Origin of the sequence: Rhizobium sp. LjRoot254, assembly GCF_964254105.1 — a bacterium.
In the GTDB taxonomy this organism is placed as follows: Bacteria; Pseudomonadota; Alphaproteobacteria; order Rhizobiales; family Rhizobiaceae; genus Rhizobium_E.
This window is the reverse complement of record NZ_CAXUSM020000001.1, coordinates 1,329,760-1,343,333: the sequence shown is the minus strand read 5'-3', so window position 1 is coordinate 1,343,333 and position 13,574 is coordinate 1,329,760. Positions and strand designations below refer to the sequence as shown.

Annotated in this window: 14 protein-coding genes; 9 read left to right on the top strand and 5 right to left on the bottom strand. The window is 60.6% G+C overall.

Annotated features, from left to right (window positions below; translation table 11 throughout):
• Positions 1 to 37: 37 nt before the first annotated feature.
• Complete coding sequence (locus ACSQ26_RS06615; RefSeq protein WP_436007451.1) at positions 38 to 922, top strand: carbohydrate ABC transporter permease; 885 nt, start codon at positions 38 to 40, stop codon at positions 920 to 922.
• A complete protein-coding gene (locus ACSQ26_RS06610; RefSeq protein ID WP_436007449.1) occupies positions 919 to 1,761 on the top strand; it encodes a carbohydrate ABC transporter permease in 843 nt (280 codons plus the stop codon). Before ACSQ26_RS06615 ends, ACSQ26_RS06610 begins: the two co-directional genes overlap by 4 nt.
• A 16-nt stretch (positions 1,762 to 1,777) precedes the next feature.
• Here ACSQ26_RS06610 and ACSQ26_RS06605 read toward each other — a convergent pair whose 3' ends face one another.
• The 5 genes from ACSQ26_RS06605 to ACSQ26_RS06585 all read right to left on the bottom strand — a co-directional run bounded on the left by ACSQ26_RS06605 (position 1,778) and on the right by ACSQ26_RS06585 (position 6,679).
• Positions 1,778 to 2,869 (bottom strand): ABC transporter ATP-binding protein, encoded by a 1,092-nt coding sequence (locus ACSQ26_RS06605; protein ID WP_436007447.1) that lies wholly within the window; start codon positions 2,867 to 2,869, stop codon positions 1,778 to 1,780.
• A gap of 96 nt (positions 2,870 to 2,965) precedes the next feature.
• Positions 2,966 to 4,153, bottom strand: coding sequence for a M24 family metallopeptidase (locus ACSQ26_RS06600; RefSeq protein WP_436007445.1), 1,188 nt, complete (start codon positions 4,151 to 4,153; stop codon positions 2,966 to 2,968).
• 34 nt (positions 4,154 to 4,187) lie between these two features.
• Positions 4,188 to 4,595 (bottom strand): cupin domain-containing protein, encoded by a 408-nt coding sequence (locus ACSQ26_RS06595; protein ID WP_436007443.1) that lies wholly within the window; start codon positions 4,593 to 4,595, stop codon positions 4,188 to 4,190.
• Positions 4,596 to 4,624: 29 nt separating this feature from the next.
• Positions 4,625 to 5,467: a phosphoenolpyruvate hydrolase family protein gene (locus ACSQ26_RS06590; protein WP_436007441.1), complete on the bottom strand. Its 843-nt coding sequence runs from the start codon at positions 5,465 to 5,467 to the stop codon at positions 4,625 to 4,627.
• Between the two features lie 6 nt (positions 5,468 to 5,473).
• Positions 5,474 to 6,679 carry a Tm-1-like ATP-binding domain-containing protein gene (locus tag ACSQ26_RS06585; RefSeq protein WP_436007439.1) on the bottom strand — a complete coding sequence of 402 codons (1,206 nt, stop codon included), beginning with the start codon at positions 6,677 to 6,679 and terminating at the stop codon, positions 5,474 to 5,476.
• A gap of 76 nt (positions 6,680 to 6,755) precedes the next feature.
• Here ACSQ26_RS06585 and ACSQ26_RS06580 point away from each other — a divergent pair, with 76 nt between their 5' ends.
• The 7 genes from ACSQ26_RS06580 to ACSQ26_RS06550 all read left to right on the top strand — a co-directional run bounded on the left by ACSQ26_RS06580 (position 6,756) and on the right by ACSQ26_RS06550 (position 13,452).
• Positions 6,756 to 7,421: a TetR/AcrR family transcriptional regulator gene (locus tag ACSQ26_RS06580; RefSeq protein ID WP_436007437.1), complete on the top strand. Its 666-nt coding sequence runs from the start codon at positions 6,756 to 6,758 to the stop codon at positions 7,419 to 7,421.
• A gap of 320 nt (positions 7,422 to 7,741) precedes the next feature.
• Positions 7,742 to 9,052, top strand: a complete 1,311-nt coding sequence (locus ACSQ26_RS06575; protein ID WP_436007435.1) for an ABC transporter substrate-binding protein — start codon at positions 7,742 to 7,744, stop codon at positions 9,050 to 9,052.
• A gap of 151 nt (positions 9,053 to 9,203) precedes the next feature.
• Positions 9,204 to 10,109 carry a carbohydrate ABC transporter permease gene (locus ACSQ26_RS06570; RefSeq protein ID WP_436007433.1) on the top strand — a complete coding sequence of 302 codons (906 nt, stop codon included), beginning with the start codon at positions 9,204 to 9,206 and terminating at the stop codon, positions 10,107 to 10,109.
• Position 10,110: 1 nt separating this feature from the next.
• On the top strand, positions 10,111 to 11,070 hold the full coding sequence (locus tag ACSQ26_RS06565; RefSeq protein WP_436007431.1) for a carbohydrate ABC transporter permease: 960 nt from the start codon (positions 10,111 to 10,113) through the stop codon (positions 11,068 to 11,070).
• A complete protein-coding gene (locus tag ACSQ26_RS06560) occupies positions 11,067 to 11,270 on the top strand; it encodes a hypothetical protein (RefSeq protein WP_436007429.1) in 204 nt (67 codons plus the stop codon). Before ACSQ26_RS06565 ends, ACSQ26_RS06560 begins: the two co-directional genes overlap by 4 nt.
• Positions 11,267 to 12,376 carry an ABC transporter ATP-binding protein gene (locus ACSQ26_RS06555; protein WP_436007427.1) on the top strand — a complete coding sequence of 370 codons (1,110 nt, stop codon included), beginning with the start codon at positions 11,267 to 11,269 and terminating at the stop codon, positions 12,374 to 12,376. The genes ACSQ26_RS06560 and ACSQ26_RS06555 overlap by 4 nt, the downstream gene beginning before the upstream one ends.
• Positions 12,376 to 13,452, top strand: coding sequence for an ABC transporter ATP-binding protein (locus ACSQ26_RS06550; protein ID WP_436007425.1), 1,077 nt, complete (start codon positions 12,376 to 12,378; stop codon positions 13,450 to 13,452). The genes ACSQ26_RS06555 and ACSQ26_RS06550 overlap by 1 nt, the downstream gene beginning before the upstream one ends.
• Positions 13,453 to 13,574: the final 122 nt, after the last annotated feature.

The window sequence follows — 13,574 nt, the reverse complement described above, 5'->3', positions numbered from 1 at the left end:
CCGGCCTACTTCTTGGATGCCGGGAGACCCATAGGCCATGCTCAGGAACAGACAGAGCGAAGCTCTTGTCGCATTCGTCCTCATCGCGCCCTTCGTCGCCATCTATGGGCTCGTCTTCATCTATCCGCTGGTCAAGCTTTTCATCATCAGCTTCACCGACGCTCCGCTTATCGGCGAGGGCTCCTTTGTCGGTGTCGAGAATTACACGCGTCTGATCGGTGACCGGAAGTTCAATACGTCGTTCTGGAACACCGCCTATTTCGTGCTGCTGACCGTCGTGCCCGGCACACTTGTCGCCTTTGGCATTGCGCTCGGCGTCAACCGCCTCGCGGGCAGGATACAGGCGCTGGTCTTGTCGCTGTTCTTCCTGCCCTATATCCTGCCGGTCTCCGTCGTCTATTACATCTGGGACTGGACGCTGAACCTTCAGTTCGGCGTTGCGATGCACGTCTTCGATCTGTTCGGCATTCCCCGCGTGCCGGTGTTCAAGTCGACGACCTGGTTCATGCCGGCCGTGGCGGTCGTGACGATCTGGTGGACGGCCGGCTTTTCCATTCTGCTTTTCCTGGCCGGCCTGCGCGCCATACCGGTCGAGATCTATGAGGCTGCGGCGCTCGACAATGCCGGCATCTGGCCGGCCTTCCGCCGCATCACCTGGCCCTTGATGTGGCCGATCACAGCGCTCGTTCTGACGATCCAGCTGATCCTGCAGCTCAAGATATTCGATCAGGTCTATCTGTTCTCGGTCGGGGGGCGGGTGAACGACAATCTCGTCCTCGTCTATTATATCTTCCAACGTGCGTTCCAGTCCGACCAGGGCGGACGCGCGGCGGCCATCGCGGTCGTGCTGTTCTTCATGGTGATCGTCGTCTCGGTCCTCAATTTCCAGCTGACCCGGCTCTCCGGAGGGCGCAACCGATGAACGCAGTCACCGCCCGCCGCCTCAACGTCGCCGGCCTGATCATCACGCTTCTCACGGTCATCTGCGCCGTGCTCTGGGCGTTTCCCCTCTATTGGGGCGTGGTCTCGTCGCTGAAGCCCGAGGATGAAGTGATCAGGCCCTATGTCGAACTCTGGCCGGATACGCTGACTTTCTCGCATTACATCTTCGCGCTGACCAAGACGGAAATCGGCCGCTGGTACATAAATTCGGTCGTGGTGGCCTTGGCCGTGACAGTCCTGACCGTCGGTTCGTCGCTCCTTTGCGGCTATGCGATCTCGCAGCTCCACTTCCCGTTCCGCAATGCGCTCTGGTGGCTGATCCTGGCGAGCTTCATGGTTCCGCTGCAAACCCTGATCGTCAACCATTTCGAACTGGTCGCCAGCCTTGGCCTGCTCAACACATGGGCCGGCATTGTGCTGCCGCAGCTCATCCATCCGGTCATCATCATCGTCTACAAGCAGTTCTTCGACAGTGTGCCGAAGGACTTCAGGGAGGCGGCCGTGATGGACAACGCGTCGGAATGGCGCATCCTGACGCGGGTCTACATTCCGATGAACTGGGGTGTGACGGCGGCGCTGTCGATCGTCTGCTTCATCTGGGCCTGGAACGCCTTCCTCTGGCCATTCCTGGCGGTCACCAAGACCAATATGATGACCATCACCGTCGGCATCACCCAGGTGAACGACGCCTTCGGCCTTTCCTACGCACGACAACTCGCCGCCGCGGTGCTGGCCGGCATGCCGGTCGCGCTCGCTTACCTGATCTTTCAGCGGCGCGTGACCCAGGCGATCACGCTCTCGGCGGGTATCAAAGGCTAGGGCGGGCGCCCTACCCTCAGTCCTTCGACTGGGCGTGATAGGCCTTGCCGTCGCTGTCGAAGAGATGGACCGCCGAGGTGTCGAAGCTGAGCGTCACCGTGTCGCCGGTCTGGACCGTCGAGCGGCCGTTATCCTGCGCGATCAATTCGGAGCCATCCTCCAGCGTGCAATACACCAGCGTCCGCTCGCCCAGCCGCTCGACCACGCCGGCCGTGGCCGTGGCGGTCGCCACTGCGGTGGCACCACCTGACACGACACGAACCGCCTCGGGCCGTATCCCGAGTTCATAGGTGCCGGGACCTGGGTTTGCGATATCGATCTCGAATGCATTGCTACCCGCCAGTTTCACGCTGGCTCTTCCGGTACCCGAGACTTCGGCCTTGGGGAAATTCATGCCGGGGCTGCCGACGAAACCCGCGACGAATCGGGAGGCGGGTCGGAGATATACCTCCATCGGCGTCCCAATCTGCTCGATCCTGCAATTGTTCAGCACCACGATGCGATCGGCCAGCGTCATTGCCTCGGTCTGGTCATGGGTGACATAGATCATCGTCGCCTTCATGCGCAAATGAAGCTGGGCGAGCTCAACACGCGTGCGCACGCGAAGCGCCGCATCGAGGTTGGACAAAGGCTCGTCGAACAGGAACGCCTTCGGTTCCTTGACGATAGCACGGCCGATCGCGACACGCTGGCGCTGGCCACCGGAAAGCTGGGCCGGGCGCCGCTTCAGCAATGCTTCCATTTCAAGCATGCGGGCAGCTTCGCTGACGCGGGCGTCGATATCCTTCTCCGCCATCCCGATATTGCGGAGGCCGAAGGCCATGTTCTCCTGCACGGTCATATGCGGATAGAGCGCGTAGTTCTGGAACACCATGGCAACGTTACGCTGGCCCGGCGCGAGATTTTCGCTGCGCTTGCCATCGATCGTCAGCGTGCCGCCATCGATCGTTTCAAGTCCGGCGATCATGCGCAGAAGCGTCGATTTTCCGGAACCCGACGGCCCGAGAAACACCATCAACTCGCCGGGATTCACGGCAAACGAAATGTCATCGATGACATTGACGCTGCCAAAACTCTTCGACACGTTGTTGAGCGTAATCTCCGCCATGCAATCCTCCCGGCTTTTGATCCATCATTCCCGGTATGTATCAGAAGTCAAGATATAGTTTGCCAGAAGCGACCTTCCCACAGGGTTCCGCGGACCTCAGACGCCGCCGCGATTCCAGCCGCGGCCGCGTTCGCCGAACATCTCGTAGCCGCCTTCCTTGATCGTCAGCGTATCCTCGAGCTTGATGAAGCCTCGCTTGGGATGCAGCATCGTTGTTTCCACCGAAATGACCATGCCGACCTCGAGCGGCCTGTCGCCGTCAATGCCCTCATAGGCAACGGGATGGTTGGTCATCAGGAACGGCGCTTCATGCGTAATGAGGCCCATGCCGTGGCAGAAGAAATCGGTGAAGGCGACCGAGGGCGACTTCTTCAGCAGCGTCTCCGCCGCCTCGATCATCTCTGTGCCGGGAGCACCGGCTTTGACTTTCGAAAACGCCGCCTGCTGGATCGCATCGACTTCCGCCAGCAGGTCCTGCAGCTCCGCGTCGGGTTCGCCCAGCACACCCATGCGGCAGAGATCGCCGATATAGCCGTGGTAATTGCCGCCGGAATCGATCGACAGGATCTCGCCCTTGGCCCAGGCCTGCGGCGACCGGGCACGGTTATGGCTCGAACCCAGCGTCAGCAGGCAATATTCGAAATGAAGACCGCGATTAGTCTCTTCCCGGCGCAGATGTTCGATGATCTCGCCCTTGGTCGTGCCTTCGCGCGCGACGGCGATCGTCGCCAGCATGGAATCGGTGATCAGCTCGGACGCGAGCCTCAGCTTCTCCAGCTCCGCCGGCGTTTTGATCGAACGAAGCCGCTCAAGCGCATGGGTCGCATCGACAAACCGTGCGCCGTCGAGATGCGAGCCGATGAAATCGCGCGCGTCGGATGGCAGGAAGCCCGGCTCTATGCCGATCCGCGCGCCTGATTTGCCGATCTTCTTGATGTGTTCGACCGCCAGCGCTGCGGCATCGAGCGTGCCCCAGGTCGCGGCATGGACATTGGGTGTCCAGAACGGGTTGTTGTGATGCTCGGAGCCCTCCATCTTGTTGCCGACATAGGCGGAATGATCCGGAGCACCCTTCTCATAGACCACGATCGGCAGGTAGCGGCTGTGCCCGATCGCATCCATCGCGGCAAAGAAGATGAACTTGTAGCCGCCGAGCAGATATTGCGTGTTGTGCTTGGAGGTCGCGAGCAGCACGTCGATGCCCGCCTCCTCCATCAGCCTGTCGAGCCGCGCGGCATCGAAGGGCGGCTCTATGGCTATCGTCTGTCCCGCGTTGATATTCATGTCGATCCTCCCAAATCGCGTCTCGACTATCGCCTCATTGACCCGCTGGAATGAGGCGGAAATCCGGCAGTTCGCGCAAGCCCAGTTCGGGGCCTGCCGGCGAATATACGACAAAAAGCTGCATCGGTCCCGCACCGGTATTCCTGGTCGAATGGAAACGGCTCTCGGGAACGTAGACGGTGCAGCCCGGACCCACCTTGCGGGTCATCGGATTGCCGCTCTCGTCCTCGACCATCTGCTCACCCTCGCCCGAAATGACGAAGATGATCTCTTCGGCGCCAGGATGATTATGGCGGGAATGGCCTTGCCCGCTCGGCAGATCGACCACGCCGCCGGAAAACCGCGACGCGCCATTCACCTCCGGCGCCACGGTCAGCGCCAGCCGACCCCAATCGAAACCGAAGCTGTCGACGTCTTTCGGATAGAGAAACAGATCCTTCATATCATCGCCTCCACGAATTCTTGATTGCCTCAAGCCATCTTGCCGATGGCCAATCCCTTGAAATCTTCGGTCTGCCTGCGGATCGCCGCCTCGGCCGGTAGGCGCTCCATGGAACTCGCGCCGTAGAACCCGTTGCAGTCGGCGCAGCGCTCGAGAATATAGCGTGCGTCGTCTGGCATCGAGATCGGGCCGCCGTGGCAGAGCACGATCACGTCGCGGCGCACCGAACGGGCCGCCGCCGCAATCGCCGCAATCTCACCGACGCAATCGTCGAGCGACTTGGCCGACGTGGCACCGATCGAGCCGCCGGTCGTAACACCCATGTGCGCGACGATAATGTCAGCGCCGGCCTTTGTCATCGCAACGGCTTCATCGGCATTGAACACATAGGGCGTGGTCAGCAGATCGAGCCGGTGCGCCTCGGCGATCATGTCGACTTCGAGACTATAGCTCATTCCGGTCTCTTCGAAACTTTGACGCATCTGGCCGTCGAACAGGCCGATGGTCGGGAAGTTCTGAACACCGGAAAAGCCCATCGCCCGCAGTTCGGCCAGGAATTGCGGCATCAACACGAAGGGATCGGTGCCGTTCACACCCGCCAGAACCGGCGTCTTCTTGACCACCGGAAGCACTTCCACCGCCATTTCCTTGACGATCTGGTTGGCATTGCCATAGGCGAGCAACCCCGCCGCCGAGCCGCGCCCCGCCATGCGATAGCGCCCGGAATTATAGATGATGATCAGGTCGATGCCTCCCGCTTCCTCTGCCTTGGCCGAGAGGCCGGTGCCCGCCCCGCCACCGACGATCGGCTTTCCCGCGGCGATCATGGCATGAAATTTTTCGAGAATGGCTTTGCGGGGGATCGCAGGCATGTCTGTTCATCTTTCTTGGGTGTTGGCGATTTCGCAATACGCGGCGACAAGACCGTCTGCGAATTCGGGATCGTTGATGTGATATGGCAGGCGCTGAATGCGGCGGTCGGCCGTGATCTCGACCGTTGCCTCAAGCGCTGAGAAAAGCGCCGCATCCGCCGCCGGGTCGAAAAACTGGCCACCCTCGCTATCCAGGGCGGAAACGCCCTTCTCCGGGATCAGCAGGCGGACCGGGCCACGGCACAGATTGAGCTTCGCGCCGATCCAGCGACCGATGGCATCGCATTCCTCTGGTGTCGTGCGCATCAGCGTGACGTTGGAATTGTGCCGGTAGAAAAGCCGGCCGGCATAGCGCTCCGGCACGGTTTCCGGCGCCCAGAAATTGACCATGTCGAGCGCGCCGACCGAAACGACACACGGCAGCCCCGTCCGCGCAATCGCGCCGAAACGATCCTCGGTCGCCGGCAGCACGCCGCCGAACAGCAGGTCGCAGACCTCTGTCGTCGTTACATCCAGCACGCCCTCAAGCAGGCCGCTGTCAACAAGCTTCTCCATGGAGCGGCCGCCCGTGCCCGTCGCATGGAACACCATGCAATCGTAGTCAGCCTTGAGATAATCGACGACCGTGGTGACGCATGTCGTGGTCACCCCGAACATGGTCAGACCCAAGGCTGGCTTGGACTCACTTGGCGTTGGCGGCTTGCTCGCCATCGCGGCAATCCCCTGCGCGGCATTGTGCAGGATGACGCGGCTGAGGCGGTTGAGCCCGGCCATATCGGTCACAGCAGGCATCATCATGATATCGGAGACATCGACATAGGGCGCGACATCACCTGAGGCGAGCGTCGAGACCATGATCTTCGGCACGCCCAGAGGAAGCTCGCGCATGCCGGATGTGATGATGGACGTGCCGCCCCCGCCGCCGATGCCAATCATGCCCGCTATATCGCCCTGCGCCAGCACGAAGCGGCGGAAGGCCTCTGCCATGGCAGCGACCGCGGTTCCGCGATCGTCCGTTCCGAGAACGGCGCCTGCCCCCAACGGATGAAATGCGGCGATCTCCGCTGCCGTCACATCGGTGGTGATCGTCGCCGCGCGTGTTCCGACATCAAGCACGCGAATGGAACCGCCAGCCGCCCTGATGCGGTCGGCGAGATAGGCAAGCTCCTCTCCCTTCGTGTCGGCGGTGCCAACGACGTAGACGTAACCCATGCCCCCTCCCGGAACCATGCATGCAAGGCGTTGATTTGGACCTTGAAAATTTTAGAGACGGCCGTATCATATCGATATGCAGGTCTCAGGTCAACAAATCGAAATGAAGCCGATCAGCGAGCGCGGCCCCCGGGCGCGAACACGGCGGCTAATGCTGGAAACAGCTATCCGCCTCATGCAATCCGGCATCACCCCATCGGTGACCGAGGTGGCAGAGGCGGCGGAAGTCTCGCGGGCGACAGCCTATCGCTATTTCCCGAGCCAGGCCGCACTCGTGCATGCGGTGGTGGATGAGGCGCTGGGACCTATATTGAAGTGGAAATCTGGCGAGACTGACGCCCGAGTACGCATCAAGGATTTGTTGGCCACTGCATTGCCGCGGATCGACGAATTCGAGGCCACCTTCAAGGCGGCGCTCAAGCTCTCCATCGAACAGTGGTCGCAGCGTCAGGCGGGCACACTGGGCAGCGAGCCGCAATTCACCCGCGGACATCGCATCGATCTCCTGCGCGATGCGACCTCGCCACTGGAAAACAAGCTTGCGGAACCGGCCCGAGAGCGTCTGGCACAAGCCCTGTCGCTCGTCTTCGGCGTCGAAACCCTGGTCGTCCTAAAGGATATTTGGGGGCTTTCGGGCGTGCAGGCGCAAGCCGTGGCAGAGTGGGCGGCAGTCGCCCTTGTAGATGCGGCAATCAACGAAACAGAGGGAATGGACACGGCCAAAGCCCCGAGATCTGGTTAGACCAGTTATGCCAGGACGGATTTCACTGGCCGTCACATCAGGACGCCAGTATGGGCCGTCATGGGCTCTACATGCCTTGCTACTGAGGCAATTAGGTAAGTATCGACTGAATTTCCGCGTTTGAAAACAGAGTCATAGAGTTCTTGACATTCTCTTGGTTTGGTAATACCAGACGATCACTGGTAGGTCGGTTGACTTGAACCCTCCAGCTGTGAGCGGAAGTCGAGGAGGGCTTCCGCTGGATATATCCGAAAGGATTGTCGAGTCGGACTTTTTGCCCGTGGGTAGGCGGGTGTTGTGCATATCTGGGAGGAAAAACTATGCGCAGAACGATAGCCGGCCTGTTGGCCGGGATGAGCATGCTGATCGCACAAGGCACGTACGCACAGGCGGCGGAATTGACGATCTTCTGGGCCGAATGGGACCCCGCCAACTATCTCCAGGAACTGGTCAACGAGTACGAGAAGGAAACAGGGGTCAAGGTCACTGTCGAGACCACGCCCTGGTCCGATTTCCAGACCAAGGCATTCACCGAATTCAACGCCAAGGGTTCCGCTTACGACATGGTCGTCGGCGACTCCCAGTGGATTGGCGCCGCCTCCGAGGCAGGCCACTATGTGGATCTGACCGATTTCTTCAACAAGCATAAGCTGACTGAAGTCATGGCTCCGGCCACCGTGAAATACTATTCCGAATATCCCTCGGCTTCCGGCAAGTACTGGTCGGTCCCGGCCGAGGGCGATGCGGTCGGCTGGTCCTATCGCAAGGACTGGTTCGAAGACCCCAAGGAAATGGAAGCCTTCAAGGCGAAGTACGGCTACGATCTCGCTCCGCCGAAGACCTGGAAAGAGCTGCGCGACGCCGCCGAATTCTTCCATCGTCCGGATCAGAAGCGCTACGGCGTCGCGATCTACACGGACAACTCCTATGACGCATTGGTCATGGGCGTCGAGAACGCGATCTTCTCCTACGGCGGCGAGCTTGGCGATTATGTCAGCTACAAGGTCGATGGCATCATCAACTCCGAGCAGAACGTGAAGGCGCTCGAAGCCTATCGTGAACTCTATGGCTTCACTCCTCCGGGCTGGGCAAAGAGCTTCTTCGTCGAAGACAACCAGGCGATCACCGAGAACCTGGCGGCGATGAGCATGAACTACTTCGCCTTCTTCCCCGCGCTGGTGAACGAAGCGTCCAATCCCAACGCCAAGAATACGGGCTTCTTCGCCAATCCGGCTGGTCCGGGCGGCGCCCAGTTCGCGGCGCTCGGCGGCCAGGGCATCTCGGTCGTCTCCTATTCCGAAAACCAGGAAGAGGCGATGAAATTCCTCGAATGGTTCGTGAAGGACTCGACCCAGAAGCGTTGGGCCGAGCTTGGTGGCTATACCGCCAGCGCCAAGGTGCTGGAGTCACCTGAGTTCCAGAACGCCACACCCTACAACAAGGCTTTCTACGAGACCATGTTCAAGGTGAAGGACTTCTGGGCGACCCCGGAATATGCCGAACTGCTGATCCAGATGAACCAGCGCGTCTATCCCTATGTAACAGCTGGTCAAGGTACGGCAAAGGAGGCACTCGATGCACTCGCTGCCGACTGGAATGCGACCTTCCAGAAGTACGGCCGCAACAAGTGACAGGAAGCCGGAGCGGGTCTTTCCGCTCCAGTTGACATCTGAAATACAAATGGCGCCGCGTCACAAAACGCGGCGCCGACCATGAAGAATGGGCGCAGAGGAAGCTTGAACGCTTCCGCAATGATGCGCCGGCTGTCGGAGGAATAGCGCTTTGGCCACCGCTGTCATGACGTCGCTCGACGCGAGCACCCGCGCTGCGGCGCGAGGGATGAGCGATATCAAAATTCGCAATCTTTTCATTATCCCTACAATCCTGTTTCTGATCATCTTCAACATTTTTCCGTTGATCTATTCGCTGGGATACTCGTTTACCGACTTCAGGGCATCATCGAACGCCCCGGCGAACTTCGTCGGACTGCAGAACTATCGGGAACTTCTGAGCGATCCCTTCATCTGGAACAATTTCGCGATCACGGCGAAGTACGTCATCGTATCGGTGACCGGACAAGTCATCGTGGGCTTCGGCACCGCCATGCTGCTCAACCGCGACATTCCGTTCAAGGGGCTTCTCACCACACTCCTGCTTCTGCCGATGATGCTCTCCATGGCGGTGGTGGGGCTGTTCTGGAAGCTGCTCTATGACCCGTCCTTCGGCATCATAAACTATGCGCTCGGCCTGGGAACCTTCGAATGGCTCTCCAATCCCGACATGGCGCTCTATGCCGTGGCGCTGACGGATATCTGGATGTGGTCCCCCTTCGTCATGCTCCTGTCGCTCGCCGGCCTGTCGGCGGTGCCGAAGCATCTCTATGAAGCCGCCGCGATCGACAGGGCCGGCCCCTTCTACACCTTCTTTCGGATAACGCTGCCGCTGGTGGCGCCGATCCTGATGATCGCGATCATCTTCCGAACCATGGAGGCGTTCAAGACCTTCGACCTCGCCTACATCCTGACCAGCCAGCCGACGACCGAGGTGATCTCGATCCGGCTCTACAAGATGGCCTTCCAGGAATGGCAGACCGGGCGCTCCTGTGCGCTGGCCTATATCGTGCTCATCATGGTGCTCGCCATCACCAACATCTACGTGAAGTATCTCAACAAGGTGAAGGAGCGCTGAAATGGCCCAAGTCACGACCCGCTCCGAACGCGCGCTGAACCGGGTGGCGATTGCATCGGTACTCGTCATCACGCTGATCTTCCTGGCGCCGATCTATTGGATCACTTCGACGGCATTCAAGCCACGCAACCTCTCGACCACCATTCCGCCGACGGTGATGTTCACGCCGGAGATTTCGCCCTTCGTGAAGCTGTTCACCAAACGGTCGCAGCTTCGCACGCAGCCCACATCAGAGGAATACGAGGCGGCGCCCTGGTGGGAACGGCTGGTCTTCGATGGCGGCGAGAAAGTCACCCGGTCCGGCAAGGGCGAGATCCAGCTTTCCGGCTATCCGAGCCGTTTCATGAACTCACTGATCGTGGCGATCACTTCGACTGTTCTCGCGGTCGGCATGGGAACGTTCACCGCCTATGGCTTCTCGCGCTTTCGCGTGAAAGGCGAGGCAGACCTGCTCTTCTTCATCTTATCGACGCGCATGCTGCCACCCGTCGTGGTGGCCATTCCGATGTTCCTCATGTACCGCGTCGTCGGCCTCAACGACACCCATTGGGGGCTTATCATCCTCTATACGGCATTCAACCTGTCCTTCTCGGTCTGGCTGATGAAAGGCTTCATCGATGAGATTCCGAAAGAATACGAGGAAGCGGCGCTGGTCGATGGCTATACCCGCATGCAGGCCTTCTTCAAGATCGTCATCCCGGAGGCCGCAACCGGCATCGCCGCCACCGCCGTGTTCTGCTTCATCACTGCGTGGAACGAATATGCCTTCGCGCTGATCATGACAAACCGCCGCGCGCAGACCGCGCCTCCCTTCATCCCGAGCCAGGTGGGATCCGGCCTGCAGGACTGGACAGTGATCGCATCCGGCACCTTCCTGTTCCTGCTGCCGGTCGCCATCTTCACCTTCCTGTTGCGCAACCACCTGCTCAGGGGCATGTCTTTCGGAGCCATTCGCAAATGACCTTCCGGGCCTTCAACCAGAAATATCTCGAGCCTTTCTTCGAACTCCTGATGATCTTCGGCATCATCGCGCTCTGCCAGCCGTGGATCGAACCCCTGCATCGCTACGGGTTGACGATCATCCTCATCGGATTGGTCGGCTTCTCGGTCGTCATCAAGATACCGCGCGAAGAAAGCCAGGCAGACGAGGGCAGCCAATGACGCAGATCGAACTTCGCGGCATCGAAAAGTATTTCGGCGCCGTCCAGGTCATCAAGGACCTCAATCTGTCAATTGCGGATGGCGAGTTCATCGTGCTTCTCGGCCAGTCCGGCTGCGGCAAGACCACGACGCTTCGTGCCATCGCGGGGCTCGAAACTATCGACGTGGGCGACATCCTCATCGACGGCCAGCCGGTACAGCATCTGAAGGCATCGGATCGCGATATCGCCTTCGTGTTCCAGTCCTTCTCGCTCTACCCGCACATGAGCGTCTACGAGAACATCGCTTTCCCGCTTCGTGCAACCCGGCGGGACCGCGCCGGCATGGACGAGGAGGTGCGAGCCGTCGCAAAGACCTTGCAGATCTCGCATCTTCTGTCGCGCAAACCATCGGCTCTCTCGGGTGGCGATATGCAGCGCGTTGCCATCGGCCGTGCGCTGGTGCGCCGTCCCAAGGCGATGCTGATGGACGAACCGATCGGTGCGCTCGATGCGAAGCTCCGCGAGGAGATGCGCGCCGAAATCAAGCGGCTGCACATCAAACAGGGCTCGACCACGATCTACGTCACGCACGACCAGGTCGAGGCGATGTCGCTCGCAGACCGTATCGTCATCATGCATGAGGGCGTGCTGCAGCAGATCGGCAGCCCGTCGGAAGTCTATAGTCATCCCTCGAATTTGTTCGTCGCACAGTTCGTCGGCAGCCCGGTCATGAACGTGGCGGAGACCACCGTCGCCGACGAGGGTGGACAACTGCGCGCCAAACTGCGTGGCGCCAGCCGCGGGTTCGAACTGCCGTCCGCACTTTCCGGCACGCTTTCAGCGGCCAGGGCCGAGAACGGTAATCTCACGCTCGGGGTCCGCCCCGAGGGCGTTCTCGTATCGCGCGAGGCTCGCGACGGCTTCATTCCCGTCGAGGCGCATATCATCGAGCCCCTCGGTTCCCATGACATCGTAGACCTCAAGCTGGGCGACCAGATGCTGCGCGCGCGCACCAAGAGCGGTTTCGTGCCGCAGGCGGGCACCGAGGTCTGGGCACGGATCGATCCGGCGCAGGCACATTTCTTCAATACGGCGACTGGCATGTCTCTGGGGATCAGACTCTGATGGCGCATATCGAACTCAAGGGCATTACCAAGACCTTCGGCAACCACACCGCGCTCAAGGACCTGAACCTGCAGATCGCGGACGGCGAATTCTTCGTGCTGCTCGGACAGACCGGCGCCGGCAAGACGACGACGTTGCGCCTGGTCGCCGGCCTGGAAAAGCCGACGGCTGGCACGGTGCTGATCGACGGCAAGGACATGGCCGACTGGGGTCCGGCCGAGCGTGACGTGGCACTCGTCCTGCAGCAATATTCGCTCTATCCACGCTATACGGTGCGTGAGAACCTCGAATTTCCGCTCAAGCCCGCAATCCGGCGCGTTCCGCCCGCCGAGATCAAGGAGCGGGTGGACCGCGTCGCCAAAACGCTCCGCATCGAGCATCTGCTCGACCGCAAGACCGACCGGCTCTCCGGTGGTGAGATGCAGCGCGTCTCGATCGGCCGCGCGATCGTCCGCAAGCCGCGCGTCTTCCTGATGGACGAGCCGCTATCGGCGCTCGATGCCAAGCTGCGCGAGGCGCTCAGGACCGAGCTCAAGAACCTGCAGATGAACCTCGGCGCAACCTTCCTCTTCGTCACCCACGACCAGATCGAAGCGATGTCGATGGGCGACAAGATCGGCGTACTGAACAACGGCCAGCTTGTGCAGACGGGCACGCCGCAGGAGATCTACACCAACCCGGTCAACACCTTCGTGGCACGGGCAGTCGGCTCGCCGCCGATGAACCTCATCAATGGTCTGCTGTCCGATGGCCTGGCGGTGACGAGCGAAGGACTGCGACTGCCGATCGGTTCTGGCCACGCAAAGCCGGTCGATGGCCGTCCCCTCACCTTCGGCATCCGGCCAGAAGATGTCGTGCTGGAGAGCGGCGGCGTTGGCGAGGCCAAGGTGCATGACATCGAAAACCACGGCGTCGAGAAGATCGTCACCCTGAAGACCGGCTCACAGCATCTGCATGCGACCGTGCCGGCGCAGGTGGACGTCAAGATCGACGATGCGGTGCGCTTTTCGTGGAACCCTGATAAGGTCGTGCTCTTCGATGGCGGCAATGGCGTCAGCCTGCGGCATGCCGGGTAAGAACGCAGGGAAATCGCATTTGAAAACACCGGCGGCGACGCTTGCGCCCTCTTCTCCCCAGCGGGGAGAAGTGCCGAGCGAATGCGAGGCGATGAGGGGGTTTCGGGCACAGCTTTGGCGCT